We start from the raw sequence: 25,395 nt of genomic DNA on the forward strand, positions 1-25,395 counted from the left end.
CCGGCACCGGCACTAGCCCTTGTTCTCTTCGTCGACTTCGGAGAATTCCGCGTCGACGACTTCTTCGTCCGAAGCCGCGCCTTCGCCCTCGGGTGGCGACGTTCCGGCATCGGGCCCGGCGGCGGCCTCGGTCTCGGCCTGCTGCGCCTTGTACATGGCCTCGCCCATCTTCATCGCCGCCTGCGTCAGCGCGTTGGTCTTCTCGGTCATCTGATCCGGATCGCCGCTCTCGACGGCCGCCTTGGCCTCCGACAGGGCAGTCTCGATCTCGGTCTTGATCGCCGGCTCGACCTTGTCGCCATGCTCGGAAAGCTGGCGCTCGGTGGTGTGGATCAGGCTTTCGGCATTGTTCTTGGCCTCGGCCGCAGCCTTCCGCTTCTTGTCTTCCTCGGCGAACTGCTCGGCTTCCTTGACCATCTTCTCGATGTCTTCGTCGGCAAGGCCGCCCGAAGCCTGGATCCGGATTTGCTGTTCCTTGCCGGTGCCCTTGTCCTTGGCGGACACGTTGACGATGCCGTTGGCATCGATGTCGAACGTGACCTCGATCTGAGGCACTCCGCGCGGAGCCGGCGGGATCCCGACCAGGTCGAACTGACCGAGCATCTTGTTGTCCGAGGCCATTTCGCGCTCACCCTGGAACACCCGGATCGTCACCGCGCTCTGGTTGTCGTCGGCGGTCGAAAAGACCTGGCTGCGCTTGGTCGGGATGGTCGTGTTGCGGTCGATCATCCGGGTGAACACGCCGCCGAGTGTCTCGATGCCGAGGCTCAGCGGAGTGACGTCGAGAAGGAGGACGTCCTTGACGTCGCCCTGCAGGACGCCGGCCTGGATGGCGGCGCCCATGGCGACAACCTCGTCCGGGTTCACGCCGGTGTGCGGCTCCTTGCCGAAGAACTCCTTCACCACCTCGCGAACGCGCGGCATTCGGGTCATTCCGCCGACGAGAACGACGTCGGCGATGTCCTTGGCGTCGATTCCGGCGTCCTTGATCGCCTTCCGGCACGGCTCGAGCGTCCGGTCGATAAGGTCTGCGACCAGTTTCTCCAGGTCGGCGCGGGTGATCGTCTCCACCAAGTGAAGCGGAGTGGTCGCGCCGCCTTCCATACGGGCGGTGATGAAGGGCTGATTGATCTCCGTCGTCGAAGCCGATGACAGCTCGATCTTCGCTTTCTCGGCCGCTTCTTTCAGGCGCTGAAGCGCGAGCCGGTCGGTGCGAAGGTCGATGCCTTCCTTCTGCTTGAACCTGTCGGCGAGATAATCGACGATCTTCGCGTCGAAGTCCTCGCCTCCGAGGAAGGTGTCGCCGTTGGTCGACTTCACCTCGAACACGCCGTCGCCGATCTCGAGGATCGAAACGTCGAAGGTGCCGCCGCCAAGGTCGTAGACGGCGATCGTCTTACCGTCCTGCTTATCGAGCCCGTAGGCGAGAGCGGCCGCGGTCGGCTCGTTGATGATGCGAAGGACCTCGAGGCCGGCGATCTGTCCGGCATCCTTGGTCGCCTGCCGCTGTGCGTCGTTGAAATAGGCTGGAACCGTAATCACCGCTTGGGTGACCGTCTCGCCAAGATAGGCCTCGGCGGTTTCCTTCATTTTCTGGAGGATGAAGGCGGAAACCTGCGACGGGCTGTAGTCCTTGCCGCCGGCGTTGACCCACGCGTCGCCGTTCGATCCCTTGACGATCTTGTAGGGCACCAGCTCGGTGTCCTTCTTGGTGATCGGGTCGTCGAAGCGGCGGCCGATAAGGCGCTTCACCGCGAAAATTGTGTTGTCGGGGTTGGTGACCGCCTGCCGCTTCGCGGGCTGGCCGATCAGACGCTCGCCGTCCTTCGTGAAAGCGACGACCGAAGGCGTGGTTCGCGCGCCTTCGCTATTCTCGATAACCTTCGGCTTGCCGCCTTCCATCACGGCGACGCAGCTGTTGGTCGTGCCCAGGTCGATGCCGATTACTTTCGCCATATTCCCTCTCGTCCCCTGTCTCGGCCCTCACGAGAAGTGGCCGAATGCTTGAATTTCTTCGTCGATATAGGTGGCGTTCAAGCGACGACAAGGCTGGCGCTGCTGCCGATTTCTTAACCATAAGATGGCAACAGCGCCTCGGTGGACGGGCTTCGAAACGGCAGCTGGCTTACTCGCGAGCGAGTGATCGCAATCGCGACAATGTCCGCTGTCGCCTCGCTGGTATCGCTCGTCTGGCTGTTCGGCTTCGGCCACGGAACCCTCGATCCGATGGGCCGGCCGCTCGGCACCGATTATTCCCAGGTGTGGGCGGCGGGGAAGATGGCGCTCGGCGGCCACCCCGCCGACGTCTGGTCCTGGCCAAAGCATTTCGCGGTGCAGCAGCAGATCCACCACAGCACGACGGTGGACCTGTACGGCTGGCATTATCCGCCGCCGTTCCTGCTGGTCGCCTCGTTGCTTGCCCTGCTTCCCTACCTTCCGGCGCTGCTTGTCTGGCAGGCGGCGTCGCTCGGCGCATTTGCCGCCCTCATGCGGCGGCTGGTGCCGCGATGGGAGACCGTGCTGCTCGTGGTCGCAGCGCCCGTGACGCTCATCTGCGTCACTCACGGACACAACGGTTTCCTGACGGCCTTCCTGCTCGGCGGAGGGCTGCTTCTACTGGAGCGCAAACCGCTTGCTGCGGGGTTGCTTCTCGGATGTCTCATCTACAAGCCGCAGCTCGCGCTGGTGATCCCGCCTCTCCTTCTGGTCACCCGCAACTGGCGGGCGATCGCCGGCGCCTGCCTTTCGGCCGGGCTGCTGGTGGCCGCCACCCTCCTCTTCTGGGGCTGGCCGGTCTGGCAGGCGTTTCTCGACAGCCTGCCGCTGACCCGCGATGTCGTCCTCGAGCAGGGCCGAACCGGCTGGTACAAGATCATGAGCCCCTTTTCCGCGGTGCGGATGTGGGGTGGAAGCATCGCCCTCGCATACGCGGTTCAGTCGCTAGTGACTGCGGCGGCGGTCGCCGGCGCTCTGTTCCTGGCGCTTCGGGACAACGCGCGCCTACGCAACGCAGCGGTCACGGCCGCAGTCGTCCTCTCCACGCCCTATGTCCTCGATTACGACTTCGTCGTCCTCGGGCTCGGCCTTGCCTGGCTGTGGCGCGACGGTGAGGAGAAAGGTTTCCTCCCGTGGGACCGTTCACTGATGGCGCTCGTCTGGATCGCGCCGCTCGCCGCGCGCCGGATCGCAGAGTTCACCTATTTTCCGCTCGGCCTCATCATCGCAGCGATCATGCTTGCGCTGCCGCTTCGAAGGTCGATCGTCAGGGCATCGCCATTCCGCCGTTCACGTGAAGCGTTTGCCCAGTGACATAACCCGCCTCGCGGCTGGCGAGGTAGACGCAGGCGGCACCGATATCGTCACCGGTTCCCATCTGCCCGGCCGGAATCCGCGACAGGATTCCCTCGCGCTGCTGCTCGTTTAGTGCGTCCGTCATCGCCGAGGTCATGAAGCCCGGAGCGACGCAGTTTGCGGTTACACCGCGGCTCGCAAGCTCCTGCGCCACGGCCTTCGTCATGCCGATCAGCGCGGCCTTTGACGCGACGTAATTCGCCTGGCCCGGATTGCCGGTGACTCCGACGACCGAGGTTATCGAGATGATCCGTCCATAACGCGCCTTCATCATCGGCCTTGCCGCAGCGCGCATCAGCCGAAACGCGGCCTCCAAATTGATGCGAATGACCTCCTCGAATTCGTCGTCCTTCATCCGCATGAGAAGGTTGTCGCGGGTCACTCCGGCATTGTTGACGAGGATGTCGAGCTTGCCGCCTAGAGCGTCGACCGCCGACGGGACCAGCTGGTCGACTGCAGCGCCGTCCGACAGGTTGCAGCCGACGGCGACATGCCCACCACCAAGCTCCTCGCGAAATCGCTCCAGCTTCTCGACATTGCTTCCGGACACCGCGAGCCGCGCGCCCTGCGCCGCAAGTGCCTTGGCAATCGAGCTTCCAAGTCCGCCCGAAGCGCCGGTCACGAGCGCGGTCATTCCTGAAAGGTCGAACATCTATGCGATCTCCTTCGTCAGCGCCTCGATGTCTACGATCGTCACGACACTCGTCACCTTCGCGTCGGGAGCGATGCGCTTGACCATCGCGCCCAGCACCTTTCCGCCAAGCTCGACGAACTCTTCCACTCCGGCATCGGCCATGTTGCCGACGCTTTCCCGCCAGCGGACCATGCCGGTCACCTGATCGACCAGGAGCCCACGGATCGTGTCGGGGTCGGTTTCCGGCTGCGCGGTGACGTTTGCGAACACCGGCACGGCCGGGTCCTCGAGCACCACATAGCTGAGCGCATCGCTGATGGCCTCGGCCGCAGGCTGCATCAGCGGGCAATGGAACGGCGCGGACACGGGCAGAAGCACCGCCCGCTTTGCGCCCATCTCCTTGGCCATCTCGACTGCCCGCTCGATCGCGCCCTTGTGCCCGGAAATCACTACTTGGCTCGGGTCGTTGTCGTTGGCGATGGTGCAGACCTCGCCCTGAGCTGCCGCTTCGGCGATCCGGCGAGCCATTGGCAGGTCCGCACCGAGCAGGGCAGCCATCGCACCCTGCCCCACCGGAACGGCCTGCTGCATCGCCTGGCCGCGCAGCTTGAGCAGCTTGGCAGTGGTGGAAAGGTCGAACGAGCCTGCCGCACAAAGCGCCGAATATTCGCCCAGGCTGTGCCCGGCGACGAACTGCGCCGCCTTCTTGAGACCCACTCCGCCTTCCTTGGTCAGCGCGGTGAAAACAGCCATTGAATGCGCCATGATCGCGGGCTGCGCATTTTCGGTCAGTTTCAGCTCGTCGTCCGGCCCTTCCTTCATGAGCCGGAAGAGGTTCTGGCCCAAGGCTTCGTCGACCTCGGCGAACACGTCGCGGGCCGCCCGACTCGCCTCGGCGAGCGCCGATCCCATGCCGACTGCCTGGCTGCCCTGCCCCGGAAAAAGGAATGCGCGCATTCTCGACCCGCTTTGCTATGGAACTGGCGGGGCGACTAGGCTGGCGAGCGCCGCTTGCCAAGTTGGGGAGAGAAGATGAGCGAGGAACGCACGCCGAGAATGCTCGGCCCGTGGATGACTCTCGCGCTGGTGATCGGCGGCGTCATCGGGTCGGGCATATTCTACCTCCCGATCGCTCTTGCACCGCTTGGCGGAAGCGTTCCGATCGGCTGGCTGATCAGCGGCATCGGAATCATGGCGATGGCCTATTGCGCGTCGCGCATCGTCAGCCCCGACGGCGGCGGCCTTCAGGCCTATGTGGAGCATGAGCTCGGCCCGGGCGTCGGTTTCATCGTCACCTGGATGACATGGTGCTCGACCTGGGTCGGAATTCCGGCGGTCGCGCTCGCCGCCTCGGCGGCACTCGGCACCGCCTTTCCCCTCGTCGCACGACACCTTGTCGTCATGTCCTTCCTGTTCACGACGATTTTCGCGCTCATCAACCTACGCGGCATCCGGGCGACGGGCGAAGTCGCAATCGTCACCGTTCTCATCAAAGTCCTGCCGCTGGCCGCCGTCATCGCCATCGCAGCGATGCTGGGCGCGAGCGGCGGGCCGGTACATCCCATCAACGTTCCCCCGCCGACTTTCGGGAATATCGCGACCGCCTCGGCGTTGTGCCTCTTCGCTCTAACCGGCTTCGAGTTCGCGATGTCGCCGGTCGGCAAGATCCATGAGCCGGAGAAGAACCTCGCGCGCTCGCTCCTCTTCGGGCTGGCGGCGATTGCCGTTCTCTACCTGCTCGTCACCCTGTCGCTCAGCCTGATCATGCCCAATTCGGCGATTGCCAAATCGATCGCCCCGTTTCCGGAGGCGATCGGGACCTATTGGGGCGGCACCGCGGCCATCCTCGCGGCTGCGGCCATGGGAATCAGCGCGCTCGGAACCCTCAATGCCGCCCTGCTCGCCGTGGGTGAGATGCTCTATTCGATGGCATTGCGGCGCGACATGCCGGCGATCTTCGACCGCACGAACCGCTACAATGCGCCCTGGGTCGCGCAGCTGGCCGGCGTAGTGCTGGGGTTCATCCTCCTCGGTCTCAACGCAGCCAAGGGGACGACTCAACTCTTCACCTTCATTACCCTGCTCGCGGCCGACGCCGTCCTCTACCTCTATTCGGCTGCAGCGATCGCGGCGGCAATCAAGGACAGGAGGCCGCTGACCACGATTGCGGCAGCCGTCGGGCTCGTCTTCGTCGTCTACGCTTTCTACGGCTCGGGCCTGGAGGCGTTCCTCCTGTCGCTCGCCCTGCTGGCCGCGGGCGGCGTGCTCTATTTCTTCAGGAAGCCTTCGACCATCCCGGTGCCGGAGGTTGCGGAAGGCGCGCCTCGGGAATGAGCTCGCGGAGCTTCCTTGCGAAGCTTCTCAGGCAGACCTCGCTGGTCCCAAGCGGCCCCGCTTCGTAGCTGGGAGTTTGCATGCCCAGCTGGACGCGCGTGATCAGCTCGGTGTCCTCGGCATTCACCCGCCGGTTGATCCGCCAGTTGAGGTAGCGCGCGGCCGTCATCTCGCGCCGCTCGTCGGGAAGCGCGTAGCTGATCTCGCGGATCACGGTTTCGCCGCCGCTCACCGGAAGGAACTGCATAAAGTCGACTTGGTCCGGGTAGATGTCGAAGGCCACGTTGGGGAACAGCTTGTAATAGAGCCACTTGCGTCGGTGCGACGATGGCAGGTGCTCCGCCTCGGGCAGGAACTTCTGGTAAGCTCGCTCCGAGGGATTGGCGGACGGCTTCTCGACCAAATCGCCTTCCATCCGGTCGACATGATCGTTGGCCTCGATGCGGTAATTCCGCTCGAACAGCCGCGTCAGGCCGGGATGGCCGACGGCGATGTGAAGATGGTCGGAATAATTGTCGGCGATGGTCTTCCAGTTGAGCGGCCTCGGCCGGAGCGTGACGCGCCCGATCGCCCGCAATTCCTCGAAGCCATACGGCGCCACCTCGGATTCGTAGGGCGCCATCATTTCCGCAACCGACGGCGCTCCCGGCTCAAGCGTAATGAACAGGAAGCCGTGCCAATTCTCGAGCGCGACGGGGAAAAGACCATGATCCTCGGTCCGAAGCCCGGGATATTCATGCCGGTGTGGGACCCCGACCAGGCGGCCGTCGCGGGCATAGCTCCAGGCGTGATAGGGGCAGGTCAGGACCTTGGCGCAGCCGCCGGTCCCGTCGACGAGTCGCGAGCCCCGATGCCTGCACACGTTGGAAAAGGCACGAGCTCGGCCGTCGTCGCCGCGGATGACGATCACGCTCTCGCCAAGATAGTCGATCGACCGCCACTCGCCCGGCTTCGCGATCTCGCTCTCGTGGCACACCACTTGCGGAGCGGCGCGAAGAAAGGCCTTCTTCTCGGCCTCGAAGAACTCGGGATCGAAATAGAGCCAGCCGGGAAGGCTCAAATTCTCGAGCGCGTCTGACGCGGATTCGATCGTGCGGAGGTGCGTGGCCATGAGGCTTCTTAGCAGGCCGTCCGGCTCCAGATAAGAAAAACTGGCCCGGGCGGGTGCCCGGACCAGAGTTTCAGATCGACGCTTGTCTAGTCGTTAGCCACGCTCGGGCGTCGGCGGCGGCGGGGGCGGCGGCGGCGGCGGCAGCGGGCACATGTCCGTTGCCAAGATCACCGTGCCGTCGGCGCAGGTCTGGGTCGCCGGCGCAACTGGCGGCGGCGCGGAGACGGCCACCGGAGGCGGCGCAGGCGGAAGCATCGCCGGAGCACCGAAGTTGTAGATCACGCTCGCGAGCAGACTGTGCGAGCTGAATCGGTCGCTGCTGTTGAAGGCAACGCCCGCGTCAGTCAGAGTCGCATTGTCGTTGAAGTCGAGCTTGCCGGTGCGGAAGTAGCGGTACTTCAGCCCCAGATCGACGTTGGCGGTCACAGGCATGCGAACGCCCGCGATGGCCTGATAGGCCCAGGCGCTGTCACGGTCGCCGAGCATCTTGACCCGGGCACGACCGAAGCCGCCGCCGCCGTAGATGCCAACTCCACCGATGTTGAAATCGAGCAGGCCATTGACCATCGCCGAGACGACCGTCGTGTGGTTATTCAGGTCGAAGTCGGTGTTCGCGAGGGTGACTCCCGTTGCGTCTTCATATGCGGCAACGAATCCCGGGCTTAGGCGGAGCGAATCGTTCTTCGCCCGCTTGTAGCCAAGCTCACCTTCGAGCCTGAACATGCCGAAATCGTAGCCGGCGATCGCATCGACATCGAAACCGGTCTTGTGCTTCACCGAGAAGACGTTGTTGAAAGTGGTCGTCGGAAGCGCCGGATCGGTGAAATCTACCGTCGCGTCGACGTTGGTGGACTTGGGAAAGAGAACGCCGCCTTCGAGGCCGACGTACGGGCCCGAGCTCTGAGCGAGCGCAGGCGTGGCGATAGCGGCCGCCGCAACGGCGACCAGAAGATATTTTCGCATTATCTATCCTTTGTGTGTGATCCCTCGCGGGCTGCAACAGAGCCGCGGCCAATTAGTTTCAAAAATAACACGCTGTGTTCTACTGGCCATCAAAGTCTGTTGCATATGTGACACAGAGTCGGGCGGCACGGGCGCTTCAAACCAAGTGCCTTGGGCGACTTGCCTTTTCGCCCTTCATTCGTCATAGGGCGCGGCGATGGGGTGCAGGCTTCGCCTGTGCCCCAGTTGTTTTTAAAGACAGCCGGAGGGGCGTCGCATCGGGCGGCGTCAGCGATCGGCCAATAGAGAGAAGAAGCATGCCGCTCTACGAGCATGTTTTCCTCGCGCGTCAGGACCTGGCCCAGGCCCAGGTGGACGCGCTCGCGGAAAACGCCACAAAGATCCTCACCGACAATGGCGGGAAGGTCGTCAAGACCGAGACCTGGGGCCTCAAGTCCCTCGCCTACCGGATTGCAAAGAACCGCAAGGCGCATTTCGTGATGCTCGACGTCGACGCCCCTCCGGCGGCCGTCGCGGAACTCGAGCGCCAGACCAACATCAACGAGGACGTGATCCGCTTCATGACCATCCGCGTGGATGCGCATGAGGAAGGCCCGTCGGCGATGATGCGGCGCGAGCAGCGCTCCGGACGTGGCGAGCGCGGAGAGCGTGGCGACCGCGGAGATCGCGGTGAGCGCAGCGGCTTCCGAGCCCGTGATGAGGAGGTCGAATAATGGCCCGCGCATTCTTCCGCCGCCGCAAGTCCTGCCCCTTCTCCGGCAAGGACGCGCCAAAGATCGATTACAAGGACGTCCGGCTGCTCCAGGGATTCATTTCCGAGCGCGGCAAGATCGTGCCTTCGCGGATCACCGCGGTTTCATCGAAGAAGCAGCGCGAACTTGCCAAGGCGATCAAGCGCGCCCGCCACATCGGCCTTCTTCCCTATCTCGTGAAATAAGGACGGCAGCGACATGGAAGTCATCCTGCTCGAACGGGTCGAAAAGCTCGGCCACATCGGCGACGTCGTCAACGTCAAGAACGGCTTCGCCCGCAATTACCTGCTTCCGAACAAGAAGGCGCTTCGTGCGAACGAGTCGAACCGCAAGCTGTTCGAGGCCAACCGCGCAAAGATCGAAGCCGACAATGCCGAGAGGCGTTCGGCTGCCGAAAAGGATTCGACGAAGGTCGATGGAAAGACGGTTCAGCTGATCCGCCAGGCATCCAACACCGGCCAGCTTTACGGATCGGTTTCGGCCCGCGACATCGTCGAGGCGCTGGAGTCCGACGGCGCAACCGTGACCAAGAGCCAGGTCGTCCTCGCTCGTCCGATCAAGGCGATCGGAATGCACGAGGTGAAGATCGCTCTTCACCCGGAAGTCGCGGTGACCGTCCACGTGAACGTCGCGCGCTCGCCGGAGGAAGCCGAGCTTCAGGCTCAGGGTATCGACGTCATCAAGCAGATGTTCGAGGATCAGGCCGCTCCGCTGGCAGCCGAAGACCTTCAGCCTGGCGCTGACGCTCCCGAGGGCGAGGCAGAGGCCGGCGAAGCTTCGGTCGCCGAGGCGGAAACCGTCGAGACGGTCGAGGCCGCCGACGAGCCCGAAGCCGACGCGCAGGTCGAAGAAGGGCCCGCGGCCGAGGACGAAGAGCAGGCCTGACCGTCAGTTCGTCGCAAATTCGGTTCTCCGCCGTCCGTTCGTCGCATCGCCGATAACGGCGGCGGAACGAGGCTGTCCGACTCATGTTGATTCTCCCGAGCAGTTCGCGGGGCGAGTTTACGAGGAGAACGGAAATGGCTGACGAAACCAACAACAGCGACGGCATCGGACGCGAATCCGAGGACGAAGGCCGCGAATTCGGCCAGCAGGGCCAGAACGCGACTGGACAGCAGGGCCAGAACCCAACCGCTCAGCAGGGCCAGAACCCGACCGGGCAGCAGTCCCAGCAACCGCTCGGCCAGCAGGGCCAGCAGGGCCAGCAGGGCGAATTCGCGCAGGGCAGCGACCAGTCGAACACTGTCAGCTCCGGCGGATCGATGGGCCAGAGCGGCGACATGAGCCAAGGCTCGAGCGGATCGCAGAGTGACACCAGCTTAGCCGACCGCACCGGCCAGCAGGGCGGCCAGTCGAGCGATGTCGGCCCCGAAGGCTCGCAGGGCGGCGGAAGCGGAAGCGGCTTCGTCGGCTCGCAGGGCAGCGATTCGAGCGAATATCTGCAGGAAGGCCAGCAGCGTTCTTCGGACCAGAACTTCGCCGAGCAGGGCCGCGGCGCCCCCGATGACGAGGAAGGCACGGACGGAAGCAGCGACCGCAGCTCGTAAGCCGTGGATAGTTGCCAAGGTTCGCCGCGCCCCTCACCGGGCGCGGCGTTTCTTTTATGCGGCTGTCTTCTCGAGGAACGCGCTCTCTCGAGCCACCCACGGCGCGAAGCTTGGTCGCGACAGGATGCGCTGGGTGAATGCCACGGCCTTCGGCCAGCGGTTCGAATCGAGCTCGACCTTCATGTGCTGAAGGTTCGCGAACGGGCTTGCGACGGCAATGTCCGCTAAGCTCAGGCCGTCGCCGACCAGATAGCCGTCCCCGCCGGGCGCAATGCTCTCGATATAATCCATCACCTTTGGCAATTCCTCGCGCTCGGCGGCGTCGGCGGCTTCGAGGTCGCCCGGCTTCTGCAGGAAAATCGGAGCGACCACGCGGTTGAAGAACATCTTGGCGCCGCAGCCGCTGAGAATCGTGTCGGCGAACTCTTCGAACCAGATGCACTTTCCGCGCAGCTTCGGGTCGGCTGGAATCAACTCCGGCTGCGGATGCTTCGCCTCAAGGTAATGGATGATCGCGCTCGAATCGGCGAGGTAATAGTCGCCGTCGACGAAGCCCGGCATTTTCCCGAACGGGCTCGCCTTGCGGAATTCCGGGTTGGGATCACCAAGCCCGGTCGGCTGTACGTCAAGCTCGATCCCCTTCTCGGCCGCATAGGCAATCACCTTCCGCACGTAAGGCGACATCGACGAACCGTAGAGAATCATGCGGGCAATCCTTTCCCTGGCGGGACGGCTCGCGGAGAGAAACACACGCTGCGCCGTTGGTCGTGTATTAGCACTGGAGGAAATGATGCGCACCAACAGCGGCAGGAACGAAAGCCGCAACAATCTTCGCGACCCCACGCTTCGTGACCATGAACGCGGACGCAGGCAGGCCATGATGACCGGGCGAACGACAGGAATGGGCTCGAACGCCCGCAAGACGGGCCAGAGGGGCCGCTAGGCGATACGATAGTAATCGGCGATTCGGTCAAGCGCGAGGACAAGGACCAGCTTGCCCGCGCGCGCCGGCCAGCCAAGCGCGGTTTCCGCCTCGCGCATCCCCTCGCCCGAACAGACGACGCGCCACAATATGTCGCTGAGGCCGGGCCCCGCGGCCGCTACTGCTCCTTCGAAGCGGCGGCGTGCATCGATCTGGCCGGCCATGAGGTCGGGACCGGAAGCGGATCCGCCGCGCTGGCGTCCGATCGGCGCCGCGTCCCACTGCATCGTCACCCTGGCGGACAGCCCGCCGCGCTCCCAATCGCTGCGCAGCTGCTCGCCGGCGTCGAACTGGCGGCGGGTGACCATGCCACGGGCAAGCAGCCAGCCCAGAGGCGACTCGACCGCGTTGACGGTTACCGAGCGGACCCCGCGGCGGCGGTTGCCACGCAGAATCTCGCCGTCCCTTCCGATGGCCCGCTCCACCAGCATCTGCCCGCTCCTTGGCTTCGTCATTCCATGCTCCCTACCGACTCGCGATTCGCCGAAGCCTTGCCACAGCGGAGAAACTGTAGGACAGAGAGAAACCACATTGGTTCAAGGGGGGTGCGGGTGATTACCAGGATTCGCGAGGTTCGAAGGGCGCGAGGCATGACTTTGGACGATGTCGCGCGTGCTTGCGACCCGCCCACCACTCCGCAGACCATCGGGCGGCTGGAGACGGGCACCCGAACCGTCTCGCTCGTGTGGCTCAACCGCATCGCCGACGCCCTCGGAGTCGATGCATCCGACCTCGTCAAAGGCGGCGGCGACGAGGCCGACATGCCCGTCGCCGCAGTCGTCGGGGCCAACGGTGCGCACGCGCCGAAGAGAAGCTCGATCGTCGTCGCGCCGCGCCCCAAGCAGGGCGCCGTCGCGGTTACCCTATCTGCTGGAGTCGGCGACTATCGTGCAGGCGACGAGCTGTGGTGCGAAACCCTGCAGCCGGAGGATTTCGGGCGTGCGCTGAACCGTGACGTACTTGTCCCCCGCCCCGTCGGCCGTTTCCTGTTCGGCCGGCTGATCAACCGGGACGAGGAACGGCTCCAGATCCTTCCGCTCGAAGCCGGCGGCAGGCAGCAGGTCGTGGCGAATCCTCCCTGGATTGCGATGGCAGTCAAGCTGGTGCGGAGCCTGTAGCGGGCACGCGTGTTGAGTAGGCCATGTTCCTGTTCTTTTCGAACCGTGTCGGTTGCTTATTGTCGCTCCTGATCAGTGCAGGCGTCTCCCTGCTTCTGCTTCTCGCTCTTGGCTGGATCCGGCTTTAGCCACGCTTGACGGTTCGGGCCTTCGTCCCCAGTGAAGCGGCGCGGGCGGTTAGCTCAGTTGGTAGAGCATCTCGTTTACACCGAGAGGGTCGGCGGTTCGAGCCCGTCACCGCCCACCAGCGCCAGTGCGATGTCGCGAAATCCTCGACATCCGCACGTCAAAACAATTCGCCCAGAACCCTGTGGATCGAGCGCACATCTGATGCCTCGACCTTGAACAGCTTGTCGGGATTGAATTGCCGCAACTCGATAAAGGTGCCGGTGCGCGCAACCAATTCCTTCATCAGTACAAGATCGGTCCCTTCCTCTGCCGTGCCGGAACCGAGCACGACCAGGACGTCGTCCCCGATGGCTGCCGGTGAGCGAGGAGAGACGGCCACCCGACGCCCCGGCCGAAACCGCGGCCACATGGAATCGCCGACGATGGTGATTGCGTAGGCTCTATTGTCTCCCGCGAGAGCCGCCGGCCGCGGAAGAGTGCCAACGGTCTCCTCATGGCGCACCTCGATCAGCTCGATCCGGCTACCGGCCCCTCCCCACTCTCCGCCGTGTTGGGAATGGACCAGCGGCAAGGCTGGAAGCGGCGCCGGGCCCCAACCGCGTCGCTGGGTCTCCCCGACGCCGCTCGTCTCACCTGCTGGAGCACGGCTCGGCTCCGGGCCGATCCGCAGCGCTTCGAACTCGGCTACAGACGAGCCGGCGGCGACAAGCAGCTTCTCGAGCGTTCGCCGGGACGGGTTTCCATGCCGGCGCATGTCGGCCCAGACCGTTCGGCTGACCCCTGCCCTCACCGCCCATGCATTGGGTGTCAGCCCGTCGGGTTTCAGCCGCATTAGGTCGCGATAAATCGCGCTGTCTTCGGCCGGCCCCATGACGGAGACTATCGAGTTCGAAGAGAGCTACATCAATTCAGACTTTTCTAACTTTCTGTATTGACTGAGCTGTATGATATATCTAACTTTTGCTGGTGATGACACAGCAGTTTTCCCCACTGTCAAATCACGGCTGCCTTGCCGACCTCGGCAAAGTAGCGCCGCATGGCGACGCTGGCCTCCCGCGAGAGTTCGACGAACACCCGGCGTCCGTCATGCGGGTCGGCACGGCGGACGAACAGCCCCTTGTCGGTCATGCTCTTGAGCCAGCGAAGCGCGGTCGTCGCCGGCACGGCGGCAGCGATGCACAGGCTCGAGACAGGCACTCGAAGCTGCGCGATTTCCGCCTGAAGCAGGTCCAAAAGCATGTCCCAGGCGGGATCGGCGAAAAGGTCCGCGGCGAAGAAACGCTCGCGAAGCCGCCGGGCGCGGATAACCGAGCGGACCGTTTCGACGGAAACGTCCGGAACATCGCCTTCGACGGGCTTCCGAAGCTCGCCGTCCGGAGCTGCGGGAACGGTCGACAAACGGGCGAGCGTCGCCGCGATCCTGCTCACCTCGTCACTCAGCTGCCGGAGGCGCTCGGCGCCGGGGTCCCGCGATACGTCGTTGGCGCGTTCGGGAGTATTCGCGAACGCCGTCGCCGTGGCGAGCGATGTGGTCCGTTCCAGCTGGTCGGCATCGATGAGGAAATCCGTTCCGCCGTCGAACATGCGCGACGAAACCGAATCAATCAGGTCCGATGTGAGCGATACTACCGCCGCGAAACGGCGGCCGGCGGCACGATCCTCGACCTCGTCGAGAAGCAGATCCAGCTCTTCACCGGCGTCCCCGTCGAGCTCGATCCAGATGCCGGAAGTTGCCGCCTGCTGGCTCAGTCGCTGGCGAGCCGCGGCGATCCCGACCTGGCAAGTCGCCCGCATCCCCAAGGCGGAGGCTGTCTCGCGAGCCCGCCGAAGCGCCGCCTCGCTAGTTGCCGCAACGAGCAGCGGGGCCGGCCCGCCATAGGTCAAAGCAGTCTCGGTCACCAAAGCGTCCATCGCCATTCTCCTGGCAGGCAAAACCGAGCAGTTCACTTTAGTTAACCCGCGGACTGGAGAAAAGTCAGACGGTTTCGGCTCCAAAATGGACCAGTCCCCCACCGCAGCTAAGGCAATTTAAGCTATAGATAATCCAGGCGGGGAGCCTACTTCCGGGGGGAAGAGATGGAACAGATTGCCGCATTGCGCGCGGAGTGGTTCGCGCAACTGGCGGAGGCGATCGACGGTGCGCAGCATCTCGCCTGGCAGCTAGGAACACGAGAATCCACGTCGGCTGAGGCCCGCGAACTTTACGGCCGCCTCGAGGCCGCAAGGCAGGAGTTGGATTCGCTCCGCGGACTGCAAATCGGTGGTTTGGCGATCGATCCGGATTGGTTGCAAAAGCTCGGATTCCAGCCCGGCCCGGAACTGAATCCCTAAACCCCTTCCGGGACGTCTCCGCCGCCTGAGAAGGGCTCGAGAAACGGACCGATGGCCGGCGCCCTCCACCCTGACGTTGCCACGAATCCCCGGTTGAGGAACGCGCGCTTCCCATAATGCAGCGGCTGGCCATCCGGGCCGTCGACCCTGCCCCCCGCAGCGAGCAACACCGCATGTCCGGCTGCCGTGTCCCACTCGCTGGTCGGCGACAGGCGCGGATAGATGTCCGCCTTGCCTTCCGCGACGATGCAGAACTTCAGCGACGAGCCGATGGCGGTATAGTCGCACTCGCCGACGGCTTCGGCGAGATAGTCTGCGGTCGGCTGGTTGAAGTGCGACTTTGAAGCGACGGCTGTGATCGCCTCGCCGCGCTCCCGCGTCTCGATCGGCCGGCGCCCATCGCCATCCTCGATCCACGCGCCCTCACCGACCAGCCCCGCGTGGACGGTTCCGCGGGCCGGGGTGAACACCACCCCAAGCAGCGGCGCGCCCTCCGAGATCAGCCCGATGTTGACGGTATAATCGTCACCGCCGCGGATGAATTCCTTCGTTCCGTCCAAAGGATCGACCAGAAAATAGAGATCTCCGGTCGCAGGAATACGGCCGGCGGCGACCTCTTCCTCGGCGACGACCGGCACTCCGGGCGCGGCCTTGGCGAGCGCAGCGAGGATGATCAACTCGGCCGCGCGGTCCGCCTCTGTGACCGGCGACAAATCCTGCTTCCGCTCGACCTCGAAGCCGCGGCGGACCAGCTCGAGGATTGCCTCCCCCGCCTCGCGGGCAGCGACGGCGATGTCGTCGAGGAGTCGCCTTTCGTCAGCGATCAACGAGGCGCCATCCGGATCCCGCCGTCGAGGCGGACGCTTTCCGCATTCATGTACGAGTTCTCGACCATGAAACAGGCAAGCTTCGCATATTCCTCCGGCTGGCCCAGGCGTTTCGGGAAGGGCACCTGAGCGGCGAGCGCTTCCTGGACGTTGGGCGGCATCATGGCGACCATCGGGGTCTTGAAGATGCCTGGAAGAATGGTGTTCACGCGCACGCCGTCGTTCATCAGGTCGCGGGCGATCGGCAAGGCCATGGCGAGCACGCCGCCCTTCGATGCGGAATAAGCGACCTGGCCGATCTGCCCGTCCTGAGCCGCGACCGAGGCGGTGTTGACAATGCAACCGCGTTCGCCGTCCTCGAGCGGGTCCAGGTTGACCATGCCAAACGCCGAATGAGCGATGCAGCGGAAGGTGCCGATCAGGTTGATCTGGATGGCAAGCTCGAACTGCACCATCGGGTAGAATTTCGGAGCCTTGGTTTCCTTGTCACGGGCGACGGTCTTCGCGGCGTTGGCGACGCCCGCGCAATTGACCAGCACCCGCTCCTGCCCGTGGGCTTCGCGCGCTTTCGCGAAGGCTGCCGCGACCTTCTCATCGCTCGTCACGTCGGCTTCGCAGAAGATCCCGCCGATTTCCGAGGCGACCTTCTCGCCCTTCTCCGTGTCGCGGTCGAACACTGCGACCTTTGCTCCGCGCCGTGCGAGCTCGCGCGCGGTCGCTTCCCCAAGGCCTGAGGCCGCCCCGGTCACGACTGCGGAAATGCCTTCGATATTCATTCTGTCTCCTGTGGTTCGATGCGAGCGAGCACGGTGCCTTCGCTTACCTGCGCGTCCTGTTTCGCGTTGAGCTCGGCGACGGTTCCGTCGAACGGGGCGGTTAGGCCGTGCTCCATTTTCATTGCTTCCAACGTTAGCAAACGTTGCCCTTTGGTAACCTTTTCGTCTTGCGAAACTTCTACCGACGTGACCTTGCCCGGCATCGGTGCGGTGATCGTCCCCGAGGAAGCAGCGGCGCCAACGGTTCCACGTACGGCGAGCCCGAATTCGAACGCCTGGCCCTCACGGAAGACGACGACCCTATCCTCTTCGGCAAAGCCGGAGAGCGAAGGCAGTTCCCCTTCAAGCTCGATCGTTCGGGAGCCCTCGGGGCCGTAGAGTGCGACACGTGCGCTCTCCAGCGCATTGAGCCGAAACCCGGCAATCGCCGGAAGCGGCGCAGATGCTTCGCCAGCTAGCCACGCGACAGCAGCAGCGCCTTGCCACACGCCATCGTCAGCTTCCTGGTCCGGAACCAGATCCTGGATGTGCCGCTCGATGAATCCGGTATCGATTTCCGCATCGCCGAATTCCGGAGCAACCAAGGCATTGAACAGGAAGCCGGCATTCGTTTTGACCGGCCAGACTTCGACGCCGTCAAGAATTGCCGCGAGGTCGTCGATCGCCTCATCGCGACTGTCGCCACGTCCGATCAGCTTGGCGATCATCGGATCGTAGAAGGGTGAGATTGCATCCCCCTCCTCTACCCCGGTTTCGATCCGCCCGTCGTCGCCGAGGTCGAAATGGTCGAGCCGTCCGACGCTGGGCAGAAACCCCTTCGCCGGGTCTTCGGCGTAGAGCCGCGCCTCGATCGCGTGGCCGCTGATCGTCAGCTCGTCCTGTTTCTTCGGCAGCTTCTCGCCCGAGGCAACCCGTAGCTGCCATTCGACCAGGTCCTCGCCGGTGATCTCCTCGGTGACCGGATGCTCGACCTGGAGTCGGGTGTTCATCTCCATGAACCAGATGCGGTCCGGCTTGAGTCCGTCCGATGCGTCGGCGATGAACTCGACCGTCCCTGCGCCTTCGTATTTCACCGCCTGCGCCGCGCGAACGGCCGCGCCGCACACCGCCTTGCGGGTCGCCTCATCCATCCCCGGCGCCGGCGCTTCCTCGATCACCTTCTGATGGCGGCGCTGGAGGGAGCAGTCGCGCTCGAACAAATGGACGACATCCCCGTGGCTATCGCCGAACACCTGCACTTCGATGTGGCGGGGGCTTTCGATCCACTTTTCCAGCAGTACGATGTCGTTGCCGAAGCTCGAGGCCGCCTCGCGCTTGCAGCTTTCAAGCGCGTCCTCGAAATCCTTGGCGCGGTCGACCTTGCGCATCCCCTTGCCGCCGCCGCCCGCGACCGCCTTGATCAGCACCGGATAGCCGATTGCGTCGGCTTCCTTCTTGAGGCGCTTCGAGTCCTGGTCCTCACCAAGATACCCAGGGGTGACGGGTACGCCCGCCTCCGCCATCAGCTTCTTGGCCGCGTCCTTCAGCCCCATCGCGCGGATGCTGTCCGGCTTCGGCCCGACCCAGATCAGCCCGGCGTCGATGACTGCCTGGGCGAAATCGGCGTTCTCCGAAAGAAAGCCGTAGCCTGGGTGGATCGCCTCGGCGCCAGTCTGCCTGGCCGCCTCGATGATCTTCTCGCCGACGAGATAGCTTTCCCGCGCCGGCGACGGCCCGATGTGCACCGCCTCGTCCGCCATGCGCACGTGCAGCGCCTTGGCGTCGGCGTCGGAATAGACGGCGACGGTGCGGATACCGAGCCGACGCGCCGTGCGGATCACACGGCACGCGATCTCGCCGCGGTTGGCAATGAGCAACGACTTCATCATCAGTCGCTACATCCTGAACACGCCGAAGGACGGCCGCTCGAGGATCGGCGCGTTCAGGCAAGCGGCGAAGGCGAGGCCGAGAACGTCGCGAGTCTGCGCCGGATCGATGATTCCGTCGTCCCACAGCCGCGCGGTGGCGTGCCAGGGGTTGCCTTCCGCCTCATAGGTATCACGGATCGGCTGCTTGAACTTCTCCGCCTGCGCCGGAGTCCATTTGTCAGCGTCGCGGTGGACGGTCGCGAGCACGCTCGCCGCCTGCTCGCCGCCCATTACGCTGATCCGGCTGTTGGGCCAGGTGAAGAGGAAGCGTGGGCCGTAGGCGCGGCCGGCCATTCCGTAATTGCCGGCGCCGAAGCTTCCGCCAATCAGCACCGTGATCTTCGGCACCTGTGCCGTCGCGACCGCGGTCACGAGCTTGGCGCCGTGCTTGGCGATGCCCTCCGCCTCATATTTCCCGCCGACCATGAAGCCGGAGATGTTCTGGAGGAACAGCAAGGGCGTCTTCCGCATCGCGGCGAGCTCGATGAAATGCGCGCCTTTGACCGCGCTCTCGCTAAACAGGATCCCGTTGTTGGCGAGGATCGCGACCGGCATTCCCCAGATGTGCGCAAAGCCGCAGACAAGGGTGCTGCCGTAGAGCGGCTTGAACTCGTGGAACTCGCTCCCGTCGACGATTCGAGCGATCACCTCGTGAACGTCGTACGGCGCGCGAACGTCTTCAGGGATGATCCCGTACAGCTCGTCCGGATCCAACGCCGGCGGCCGCGGCTCGCGAAGCTCGATGTCCGCCCCGCTGCCGTCCTGGAGCGTGGAAACGATGTCGCGAACGATCGTCAGCGCATGCTCGTCATTCTCGGCGAGGTGGTCGACGACGCCGCTCTTGCGCGCGTGAAGGTCGCCGCCGCCAAGGTCTTCGGCGCTGATGACTTCGCCTGTCGCCGCCTTCACCAGCGGCGGGCCGGCGAGGAAGATCGTCCCCTGCTCCTTCACGATGACGCTCTCGTCGCTCATCGCCGGAACGTAGGCGCCGCCGGCAGTGCAGCTCCCCATCACGCAGGCGATCTGGGCGATGCCCTTCGCGCTCATCTGGGCCTGGTTGTAGAATATCCGCCCGAAGTGATCGCGGTCGGGGAAAACCTCCGCCTGGTGGGGAAGGTTCGCCCCGCCTGAGTCAACGAGATAGATGCACGGCAGCCGGTTCTGCTCCGCGATCTCCTGAGCGCGCAGATGCTTCTTCACCGTGAGCGGATAATAGGTCCCGCCCTTCACCGTCGCGTCGTTGCAGACGATCATCGCCTGCTTGCCGGAAACCCGGCCGATGCCGGCGATCAGGCCTGCGCCCGGCACTTCGCCTTCGTACATGTCGCAGGCGGCGAGCTGGCCGATCTCGAGGAACGGCGAGCCGGGATCGAGCAGTCGCTCCACGCGGTCGCGCGGCAGCAGCTTGCCTCGGGAAACGTGGCGTTCGCGGTGCTTCTCGGAACCGCCCTTCGCGGCATCCGCGACATCCGCTCGCAACTTTTCAACGAGCGCGCGATTATGGTCGTAACGGGAGCGAAATTCCTCGCCACCGCTATCGATTTTCGTTTCGATCTTCGGCGCGCTCATCCGCTCCACAAGTCCGTTAGTAGAATTGCCCTGCCGTTCGCCTAGCCCGTGCGGCAGCCATTGCAAAGCAGAAGGAGGACGTTCGTGAAGCGAGCACTTTTGTTGGCCGTGGCCTCAACCCTGGCGCTCAGCGCGTGCAACACCAGCCCCACGCAGAACCAGGCGCAGGAGCAGAAGCAAGGCACCGACATCGGCATCGAGACCAGCTGGATGGATAAGTCGGTCAAGCCCGGCGACGACTTCTTCACCTATGCCGACGGAAGCTGGGTCAAGAACACGCAGATCCCGGCGGACCGTTCGCGCATCGGCGGCTTCTACATCGCGGACCTGCAGCGCGAGAAAAACAGCCGCGAGCTGTTCGCCGATATCCTCAAATCGAACCCGACCGGCGGCAACGAGGCGCTGATCGCTAATTATTACAAGGCGTACCTCAACACCGACGCGATCGACCGCGCCGGACTTGCTCCGGCGAAGGCCGATCTCGACGCCATCGCCCGGATCGCGGACAAGCACCAGCTCAGCGCGGCTATCGGCGGCACGATTCGTGCGGACACCGACCCGCTGAACGCGACGAACTATCAGACAGAGAACCTCTTCGGCGTCTTCGTCAGCCAGGGGCTCGCGACGCCGGGTGAACAGCTCCCGTACCTGATGCAGGGCGGGATCGGCCTTCCCGACGCGCAATATTATCTCGGCGGCGATTCCAAGATGGCCGACACCAGGGCCAAGTACCGCACCTATATCGCGACCATCCTGAAGGCCGCGGGCTACGCCGATCCCGAAGGCGCCGCCGGGCGGATCATGGACCTGGAGACCAAGATCGCGAAGGCTCACGAACCCCGTGAGCAGAGCGAGGACTTCGCCAACGGAGCGCAGGTATGGACCCGCGCACAGCTCGAGCAGAAGGCTCCGGGAATCGACTGGGCCGCCCTTCTCGGCGCCGCCCAGCTCGGAAGCGTTCAGAAGTTCGACGCCTATCATTTCGAGTCGATCCCGAAGCTTGCCGCGCTGGTGGGTTCGGAGCCGCTTGAGAACTGGAAGGACTGGCTCGCCTTCCACACCCTGAACCAGCAGGGGAACGTTCTTCCGAAACCGATCCGCGACGCTCGCTTCGCATTCTATGGCACCGAGCTGGCCGGCACTCCGCAGCAGCGGCCGCGCGACCAGCTGGCGCTCAACGCGACCAGCAACGCCCTGCAGGACGCGGTCGGCAAGGCCTATGTCGACAAATATTTCCCGGCTTCGGCGAAGGCCGAAATCCAGACGATGGTCGAAAACATCAAGGCCGCCTTCGCCAAGCGGGTCCAGGCGATCGATTGGATGGCGCCTTCGACCAAGGAGGAAGCGCTGAAGAAGGTCCAGAACATCGTCGTCGGAGTCGGCTATCCAGACACCTGGCGCGATTATTCGGGCCTGCAGATCACCGCCGACAATGCCTACGCGAACCAGAAGAATGCTGCGCTCGCCGAGTATCGGCACCAGATCGCGAAGATCGGCAAGCCGATGGACCGCAAGGAGTGGTGGATGCCGCCGCAGCTGGTCAATGCGGTCAACCTGCCGGTGCAGAATGCGCTGAACTTCCCGGCGGCGATCCTGGTGAAACCCTTCTTCGATCCGAACGCTGACGCCGCGTTCAATTATGGCGCGATCGGGTCGGTGATCGGGCACGAGATCAGTCACAGCTTCGACAATGGCGGCGCTTTATTCGACGCCAGCGGAGCCTTGCGCAACTGGTGGACTCCGGCGGACTTCAAGCGCTTCCAGCAAGCGGGTGACGCGCTGGCCAGTCAGTTCGACCAGTATGAAGCGCTTCCCGGCCTTCACGTGAACGGCAAGCTGACGCTCAGCGAGAATATCGCCGACGTCGCCGGCCTCGGTGCCGCTTATGATGCGTACCGCGCCTCGCTGAACGGCAAGGAAGCGCCGGTCCTCCAGGGCTTCACCGGCGACCAGCGATTCTTCCTCGCCTACGGCCAGGCGTGGGCGGTCAAGTCGCGGCCTGAGACTCTGCGGCAGATCGTCCTCACCAACGGCCACGCGCCCGAGCAATTCCGCGCCGTGACGGTGCGCAACCTCGACGCCTGGTACCCGGCCTTCAACGTGCAGCCGGGGCAGAAGCTCTACCTGCCGCCGGAGAAACGGGTGAAGATCTGGGGCTAGGCCCCGATTAGCTCCCGACCGATGAGCATCCGGCGGATCTCGTTGGTGCCGGCGCCGATGTCGAGAAGCTTGGCGTCGCGGTAATAGCGCTCGACCGGCCAGTCCTTGGTGTAGCCCGCGCCGCCGAGCGCCTGCACCGCCTCGTTGGCGACCTTCACCGCGTTTTCGGAGGCGAGGAGGATCGCGCCGGCTGCATCGTAGCGCGTGGTCTTGCCCGCATCGCAGGCCTTGGCGACTTGATAGGCGTAGGCGCGCGATGAGTTGAGCGCGACGTACATGTCGGCGACCTTCGCCTGCATCAGCTGGAAGCTTCCGATCGGCTTGCCGAACTGCTTGCGGTCGCGGACATAGGGAAGGACGACGTCGAGGCACGCCTGCATGATTCCGATCTGGATTCCGGCGAGCACGGTCCGCTCGTAGTCGAGGCCGCTCATCAGCACCTCGACTCCCTTGTTCTCCTCGCCGAGCACATTTTCCGGCGGGACGAAGCAATCGTCGAACACCAGCTCGCTGGTCGGCGATCCGCGCATCCCGAGCTTGTCGAGCTTCTGGCCGGGCGAGAAGCCGTCCATGTCCTTTTCGATTAGGAACGCGGTGATCCCGCGGCTGCCCTCGCCAGTCTTGGCGTAGACGACCAATGTGTCGGCGTGGCTTCCGTTGGTGATCCAGAACTTGGTGCCGTTGAGTCGATAGCCGTTGCCGCTCTTCTCGGCCTTCAGCTTCATCCCGACGACGTCGGAGCCTGCGCCGGACTCGCTCATCGCAAGCGCCCCGACATGCTCGCCGCTGATCAGCTTGGGCAGATATTTCTTCTTCTGCTCGTCATTGCCCCAGCGGCGGATCTGGTTGACGCAGAGGTTGGAGTGGGCGCCGTAGCTGAGGCCCACCGACGCCGACGCCCGGGCCACCTCCTCCTGGGCGATCACATGCTCGAGATAGCCGAGCCCGAGCCCGCCATATTCCTCCTCGACGGTGATGCCGTGGAGCCCCAGCTCGCCCATCTGCGGCCAGAGCTGCACGGGAAATTCGTCCTTTTCGTCGATCTCGGCGGCGATCGGAGCGATCTTCTCGCGAGCGAATCGCTCGGTCGTCTCGCGGATCGTGTCGGCCATCTCGCCGAGACCAAAGTCGAGGCCGGTGTCGGTCATTGAGCTCTCCTGTTGGGGGAGCGCGTAGCACCGCCCCGAGGATTTGAACAAGCGACCGACCGTCCTTATGTGCAGTGCAACAATTCGCACCCGGAGCAAGCAATGGCCGACACCACCGACCCGATCGTCATCCTCTCCTACGCACGCACCCCGATGGGCAGCTTCCAGGGCGCGCTTGCCGGCGCTTCGGCGACCGAGCTGGGCGCGACGGCTGTGAAGGCTGCAGTCGAGCGGGCCGGGATATCAGGCGACCAGGTCGACAAGGTGTTCATGGGCAACGTGCTTCCGGCCGGCCTCGGCCAGGCACCGGCTCGGCAGGCCGCCCTCGGCGCGGGCCTCCCCCGCTCGGCCGAAGCGGTGACGATCAACAAGGTGTGCGGCTCAGGGATGCAGGCGGCGATTTTCGCCACCGATATGCTCAAGTCCGGCTCGGCCGATGTCATCGTCGCAGGCGGAATGGAGAGCATGACCAACGCCCCCTATTTGTCCAAGAAGTACCGGTCCGGCGCGCGCATCGGCCATGACACGGTCTACGACCACATGATGCTCGACGGGCTCGAGGACGCATACGACAAGGGCCGCGCGATGGGCACCTTCGCCGAGGACGCGGCTCGCGAATATCAGTTCACGCGCGAGCAGCAGGACGAATATGCGATCGAGAGCCTTCGCCGCGCTAACGACGCGATCACCAGCGGCCGCTTCGAGAAAGAGATCGCGCCCGTCACCGTCACCACCCGAAAAGGCGAAGTCACGGTCGACGTCGACGAGCAGCCCGGCAAGGGCAATCCGGAGAAGATCCCGCAGTTGAAGGCCGCCTTCGCCAAGGACGGGACGATCACCGCCGCAACCTCCTCATCGATCAGCGATGGCGCAGCCGCACTGGTGCTGACCCGCCAGAGCATCGCGGACAAGCTGGGCGCAAAGCCGATCGCCCGCGTTGTCGCCCACGCCGCTCATGCGCAGGAGCCGTCGAAGTTCACCTCCGCCCCTGTTCCGGCGATCAACAAGGTGCTGGAGAAGGCCGGCTGGAGCGTCGGCGACGTCGACCTGTTCGAGGTCAACGAGGCATTCGCCTGCGTCGCGATGATCGCCATGCGCGACATCGGAATCCCGCACGAGAAGATCAACGTCAACGGCGGAGCAACCGCGCTCGGCCACCCGATCGGCGCCAGCGGGGCGCGCATCCTGACGACGCTGGTGGCAGCGCTTCAGCAGACCGGCGGCAAGCGCGGTGTCGCCAGCCTCTGCATCGGCGGCGGCGAAGCAACGGCGATGGCGGTGGAGCTGGCCTAGCTACTTCTTCCCCGCATACGCCTGGCACTCGATCTCCATCAAAGCACCTAGCGCCAACCCATTCACTCCGACCGCGCTGCGCGCCGGAAGGGGGCCGTCCGGGAAGTAGGTCACATAGACCTGGTTGAACGCGGCCCAGTTCTTCATGTCGCTGAGGAACACGGTGCAATGGAACAGATCGCGAAAGCCGAGGCCCGCGAGCTTCAGCGTCTCGCCGATGTCGTCCATCGTCGCCTTCGTCTGAGCCTCGATGCCCTCGGGCGGCTTGCCGTCGGGACCGCGGCCGATCGCGCCCGAAAGATAGAGGATGTCGCCGACGCGGACGGCGCGCGAGAAGGGCAGCCGCTGCCCGTTCATCGTCGGGTTTCCGTAATGTTCGACCACTGGACGGGTTGGAGCGGCATCCGCGGGGTTGGTCATGATCAGTGCTCCGGCTGCAAGTGCGATCGGCAATTTCATCCCT

Annotated in this window: 25 protein-coding genes and 1 tRNA gene; 11 read left to right on the plus strand and 15 right to left on the minus strand. The window is 64.4% G+C overall.

Annotated features, from left to right (window positions below):
• Positions 1-12 precede the first annotated feature (12 nt).
• Positions 13-1,956: a molecular chaperone DnaK gene (dnaK, locus tag LZ519_RS03470; protein ID WP_249867334.1), complete on the minus strand. Its 1,944-nt coding sequence runs from the start codon at positions 1,954-1,956 to the stop codon at positions 13-15.
• 141 nt (positions 1,957-2,097) lie between these two features.
• On the opposite strand from dnaK, the gene LZ519_RS03475 reads away from it, so the two are divergent.
• Positions 2,098-3,309, plus strand: coding sequence for a glycosyltransferase family 87 protein (locus tag LZ519_RS03475; protein WP_249867335.1), 1,212 nt, complete (start codon positions 2,098-2,100; stop codon positions 3,307-3,309).
• Here LZ519_RS03475 and fabG read toward each other — a convergent pair.
• Positions 3,263-4,003: a 3-oxoacyl-[acyl-carrier-protein] reductase gene (fabG, locus tag LZ519_RS03480; protein WP_249867336.1), complete on the minus strand. Its 741-nt coding sequence runs from the start codon at positions 4,001-4,003 to the stop codon at positions 3,263-3,265. The two genes, LZ519_RS03475 and fabG, sit on opposite strands and share 47 nt — an antisense overlap.
• The gene (fabD, locus tag LZ519_RS03485) at positions 4,004-4,942 is read right to left on the minus strand and encodes an ACP S-malonyltransferase (protein ID WP_249867337.1); all 939 of its coding nucleotides are present in this window, start codon (positions 4,940-4,942) and stop codon (positions 4,004-4,006) included.
• Between the two features lie 75 nt (positions 4,943-5,017).
• Between fabD and LZ519_RS03490 the strand changes: the two genes are divergently transcribed.
• The gene (locus LZ519_RS03490) at positions 5,018-6,319 is read left to right on the plus strand and encodes an APC family permease (RefSeq protein ID WP_249867338.1); all 1,302 of its coding nucleotides are present in this window, start codon (positions 5,018-5,020) and stop codon (positions 6,317-6,319) included.
• Here the strand turns inward: LZ519_RS03490 and LZ519_RS03495 are convergent.
• Both LZ519_RS03495 and LZ519_RS03500 read right to left on the minus strand, forming a co-directional pair.
• Positions 6,261-7,430, minus strand: a complete 1,170-nt coding sequence (locus LZ519_RS03495; protein WP_249867339.1) for an aromatic ring-hydroxylating oxygenase subunit alpha — start codon at positions 7,428-7,430, stop codon at positions 6,261-6,263. The two genes, LZ519_RS03490 and LZ519_RS03495, sit on opposite strands and share 59 nt — an antisense overlap.
• A 93-nt stretch (positions 7,431-7,523) precedes the next feature.
• Positions 7,524-8,393 (minus strand): outer membrane protein, encoded by an 870-nt coding sequence (locus LZ519_RS03500; protein WP_249867340.1) that lies wholly within the window; start codon positions 8,391-8,393, stop codon positions 7,524-7,526.
• Between the two features lie 296 nt (positions 8,394-8,689).
• Between LZ519_RS03500 and rpsF the strand changes: the two genes are divergently transcribed.
• The 4 genes from rpsF to LZ519_RS03520 all read left to right on the plus strand — a co-directional run bounded on the left by rpsF (position 8,690) and on the right by LZ519_RS03520 (position 10,692).
• The gene (gene rpsF / locus LZ519_RS03505) at positions 8,690-9,106 is read left to right on the plus strand and encodes a 30S ribosomal protein S6 (protein ID WP_249867341.1); all 417 of its coding nucleotides are present in this window, start codon (positions 8,690-8,692) and stop codon (positions 9,104-9,106) included.
• Complete coding sequence (gene rpsR / locus LZ519_RS03510; protein WP_249867342.1) at positions 9,106-9,330, plus strand: 30S ribosomal protein S18; 225 nt, start codon at positions 9,106-9,108, stop codon at positions 9,328-9,330. Before rpsF ends, rpsR begins: the two co-directional genes overlap by 1 nt.
• Positions 9,331-9,343: 13 nt before the next feature.
• The gene (gene rplI, locus LZ519_RS03515) at positions 9,344-10,030 is read left to right on the plus strand and encodes a 50S ribosomal protein L9 (RefSeq protein WP_249867343.1); all 687 of its coding nucleotides are present in this window, start codon (positions 9,344-9,346) and stop codon (positions 10,028-10,030) included.
• A 134-nt stretch (positions 10,031-10,164) separates the two neighbouring features.
• Positions 10,165-10,692 (plus strand): hypothetical protein, encoded by a 528-nt coding sequence (locus tag LZ519_RS03520; RefSeq protein WP_249867344.1) that lies wholly within the window; start codon positions 10,165-10,167, stop codon positions 10,690-10,692.
• A 54-nt stretch (positions 10,693-10,746) separates the two neighbouring features.
• Here the strand turns inward: LZ519_RS03520 and LZ519_RS03525 are convergent, their stop codons facing one another.
• Both LZ519_RS03525 and LZ519_RS03530 read right to left on the minus strand, forming a co-directional pair.
• Positions 10,747-11,397: a glutathione S-transferase family protein gene (locus LZ519_RS03525; protein ID WP_249867345.1), complete on the minus strand. Its 651-nt coding sequence runs from the start codon at positions 11,395-11,397 to the stop codon at positions 10,747-10,749.
• Between the two features lie 234 nt (positions 11,398-11,631).
• Positions 11,632-12,129: a DUF6456 domain-containing protein gene (locus tag LZ519_RS03530; RefSeq protein ID WP_249867346.1), complete on the minus strand. Its 498-nt coding sequence runs from the start codon at positions 12,127-12,129 to the stop codon at positions 11,632-11,634.
• A 96-nt stretch (positions 12,130-12,225) separates the two neighbouring features.
• Between LZ519_RS03530 and LZ519_RS03535 the strand changes: the two genes are divergently transcribed.
• Together LZ519_RS03535 and LZ519_RS03540 are read left to right on the plus strand one after the other, a co-directional pair.
• Complete coding sequence (locus LZ519_RS03535; protein ID WP_249867347.1) at positions 12,226-12,792, plus strand: helix-turn-helix domain-containing protein; 567 nt, start codon at positions 12,226-12,228, stop codon at positions 12,790-12,792.
• Between the two features lie 171 nt (positions 12,793-12,963).
• A tRNA-Val gene (locus tag LZ519_RS03540) sits at positions 12,964-13,039 on the plus strand.
• 39 nt (positions 13,040-13,078) lie between these two features.
• On the opposite strand, the gene LZ519_RS03545 is transcribed toward LZ519_RS03540, so the two are convergent.
• Together LZ519_RS03545 and LZ519_RS03550 are read right to left on the minus strand one after the other, a co-directional pair.
• On the minus strand, positions 13,079-13,792 hold the full coding sequence (locus LZ519_RS03545) for a S24 family peptidase (RefSeq protein WP_249867348.1): 714 nt from the start codon (positions 13,790-13,792) through the stop codon (positions 13,079-13,081).
• A 122-nt stretch (positions 13,793-13,914) separates the two neighbouring features.
• Positions 13,915-14,832: a MarR family winged helix-turn-helix transcriptional regulator gene (locus LZ519_RS03550; RefSeq protein ID WP_249867349.1), complete on the minus strand. Its 918-nt coding sequence runs from the start codon at positions 14,830-14,832 to the stop codon at positions 13,915-13,917.
• A gap of 165 nt (positions 14,833-14,997) precedes the next feature.
• Between LZ519_RS03550 and LZ519_RS03555 the strand changes: the two genes are divergently transcribed.
• Positions 14,998-15,252 (plus strand): hypothetical protein, encoded by a 255-nt coding sequence (locus LZ519_RS03555; protein WP_249867350.1) that lies wholly within the window; start codon positions 14,998-15,000, stop codon positions 15,250-15,252.
• Here the strand turns inward: LZ519_RS03555 and cysQ are convergent.
• Genes cysQ through LZ519_RS03575 form a run of 4 tightly spaced genes read right to left on the minus strand, consistent with a single transcriptional unit; the run spans position 15,249 to position 20,331 of the window.
• On the minus strand, positions 15,249-16,079 hold the full coding sequence (gene cysQ / locus LZ519_RS03560; protein ID WP_249867351.1) for a 3'(2'),5'-bisphosphate nucleotidase CysQ: 831 nt from the start codon (positions 16,077-16,079) through the stop codon (positions 15,249-15,251). The genes LZ519_RS03555 and cysQ overlap by 4 nt on opposite strands.
• A complete protein-coding gene (locus tag LZ519_RS03565) occupies positions 16,076-16,855 on the minus strand; it encodes an SDR family oxidoreductase (RefSeq protein ID WP_249867352.1) in 780 nt (259 codons plus the stop codon). Before LZ519_RS03565 ends, cysQ begins: the two co-directional genes overlap by 4 nt.
• Positions 16,852-18,723: an acetyl/propionyl/methylcrotonyl-CoA carboxylase subunit alpha gene (locus LZ519_RS03570; RefSeq protein ID WP_249867353.1), complete on the minus strand. Its 1,872-nt coding sequence runs from the start codon at positions 18,721-18,723 to the stop codon at positions 16,852-16,854. The genes LZ519_RS03565 and LZ519_RS03570 overlap by 4 nt, the downstream gene beginning before the upstream one ends.
• Before the next feature lie 6 nt (positions 18,724-18,729).
• Positions 18,730-20,331: a carboxyl transferase domain-containing protein gene (locus LZ519_RS03575; RefSeq protein ID WP_249867354.1), complete on the minus strand. Its 1,602-nt coding sequence runs from the start codon at positions 20,329-20,331 to the stop codon at positions 18,730-18,732.
• Positions 20,332-20,415: 84 nt separating this feature from the next.
• Between LZ519_RS03575 and LZ519_RS03580 the strand changes: the two genes are divergently transcribed.
• Positions 20,416-22,491 (plus strand): M13 family metallopeptidase, encoded by a 2,076-nt coding sequence (locus LZ519_RS03580; protein ID WP_249867355.1) that lies wholly within the window; start codon positions 20,416-20,418, stop codon positions 22,489-22,491.
• Here LZ519_RS03580 and LZ519_RS03585 read toward each other — a convergent pair.
• On the minus strand, positions 22,488-23,639 hold the full coding sequence (locus tag LZ519_RS03585; RefSeq protein ID WP_249867356.1) for an isovaleryl-CoA dehydrogenase: 1,152 nt from the start codon (positions 23,637-23,639) through the stop codon (positions 22,488-22,490). The two genes, LZ519_RS03580 and LZ519_RS03585, sit on opposite strands and share 4 nt — an antisense overlap.
• 102 nt (positions 23,640-23,741) lie before the next feature.
• On the opposite strand from LZ519_RS03585, the gene LZ519_RS03590 reads away from it, so the two are divergent.
• Positions 23,742-24,932, plus strand: a complete 1,191-nt coding sequence (locus tag LZ519_RS03590; RefSeq protein ID WP_249867357.1) for an acetyl-CoA C-acyltransferase — start codon at positions 23,742-23,744, stop codon at positions 24,930-24,932.
• Here the strand turns inward: LZ519_RS03590 and LZ519_RS03595 are convergent, their stop codons facing one another.
• Positions 24,933-25,391, minus strand: a complete 459-nt coding sequence (locus tag LZ519_RS03595) for a RidA family protein (protein WP_249867358.1) — start codon at positions 25,389-25,391, stop codon at positions 24,933-24,935.
• Positions 25,392-25,395: the final 4 nt, after the last annotated feature.

Origin of the sequence: Sphingomonas anseongensis, from assembly GCF_023516495.1 — a bacterium.
Lineage (GTDB): Bacteria > Pseudomonadota > Alphaproteobacteria > Sphingomonadales > Sphingomonadaceae > Sphingomicrobium > Sphingomicrobium anseongensis.

What these genes read in the sequence shown, in the direction of transcription:
- LZ519_RS03550 (WP_249867349.1), bottom strand. Translation starts at nt 14,832, where the DNA reads ATGGACGCTTTGGTGACCGAGACTGCTTTGACCTATGGCGGGCCGGCC.
- LZ519_RS03525 (WP_249867345.1), bottom strand. Translation starts at nt 11,397, where the DNA reads ATGATTCTCTACGGTTCGTCGATGTCGCCTTACGTGCGGAAGGTGATT.
- LZ519_RS03520 (WP_249867344.1), top strand. Translation starts at nt 10,165, where the DNA reads ATGGCTGACGAAACCAACAACAGCGACGGCATCGGACGCGAATCCGAG.
- LZ519_RS03570 (WP_249867353.1), bottom strand. Translation starts at nt 18,723, where the DNA reads ATGATGAAGTCGTTGCTCATTGCCAACCGCGGCGAGATCGCGTGCCGT.
- fabD (WP_249867337.1), bottom strand. Translation starts at nt 4,942, where the DNA reads ATGCGCGCATTCCTTTTTCCGGGGCAGGGCAGCCAGGCAGTCGGCATG.
- LZ519_RS03530 (WP_249867346.1), bottom strand. Translation starts at nt 12,129, where the DNA reads ATGACGAAGCCAAGGAGCGGGCAGATGCTGGTGGAGCGGGCCATCGGA.
- dnaK (WP_249867334.1), bottom strand. Translation starts at nt 1,956, where the DNA reads ATGGCGAAAGTAATCGGCATCGACCTGGGCACGACCAACAGCTGCGTC.
- LZ519_RS03590 (WP_249867357.1), top strand. Translation starts at nt 23,742, where the DNA reads ATGGCCGACACCACCGACCCGATCGTCATCCTCTCCTACGCACGCACC.
- rpsF (WP_249867341.1), top strand. Translation starts at nt 8,690, where the DNA reads ATGCCGCTCTACGAGCATGTTTTCCTCGCGCGTCAGGACCTGGCCCAG.
- LZ519_RS03585 (WP_249867356.1), bottom strand. Translation starts at nt 23,639, where the DNA reads ATGACCGACACCGGCCTCGACTTTGGTCTCGGCGAGATGGCCGACACG.
- LZ519_RS03500 (WP_249867340.1), bottom strand. Translation starts at nt 8,393, where the DNA reads ATGCGAAAATATCTTCTGGTCGCCGTTGCGGCGGCCGCTATCGCCACG.
- rplI (WP_249867343.1), top strand. Translation starts at nt 9,344, where the DNA reads ATGGAAGTCATCCTGCTCGAACGGGTCGAAAAGCTCGGCCACATCGGC.
- LZ519_RS03545 (WP_249867348.1), bottom strand. Translation starts at nt 13,792, where the DNA reads ATGGGGCCGGCCGAAGACAGCGCGATTTATCGCGACCTAATGCGGCTG.
- LZ519_RS03555 (WP_249867350.1), top strand. Translation starts at nt 14,998, where the DNA reads ATGGAACAGATTGCCGCATTGCGCGCGGAGTGGTTCGCGCAACTGGCG.
- LZ519_RS03495 (WP_249867339.1), bottom strand. Translation starts at nt 7,430, where the DNA reads ATGGCCACGCACCTCCGCACGATCGAATCCGCGTCAGACGCGCTCGAG.
- LZ519_RS03595 (WP_249867358.1), bottom strand. Translation starts at nt 25,391, where the DNA reads ATGAAATTGCCGATCGCACTTGCAGCCGGAGCACTGATCATGACCAAC.
- rpsR (WP_249867342.1), top strand. Translation starts at nt 9,106, where the DNA reads ATGGCCCGCGCATTCTTCCGCCGCCGCAAGTCCTGCCCCTTCTCCGGC.
- LZ519_RS03565 (WP_249867352.1), bottom strand. Translation starts at nt 16,855, where the DNA reads ATGAATATCGAAGGCATTTCCGCAGTCGTGACCGGGGCGGCCTCAGGC.
- LZ519_RS03575 (WP_249867354.1), bottom strand. Translation starts at nt 20,331, where the DNA reads ATGAGCGCGCCGAAGATCGAAACGAAAATCGATAGCGGTGGCGAGGAA.
- LZ519_RS03490 (WP_249867338.1), top strand. Translation starts at nt 5,018, where the DNA reads ATGAGCGAGGAACGCACGCCGAGAATGCTCGGCCCGTGGATGACTCTC.
- fabG (WP_249867336.1), bottom strand. Translation starts at nt 4,003, where the DNA reads ATGTTCGACCTTTCAGGAATGACCGCGCTCGTGACCGGCGCTTCGGGC.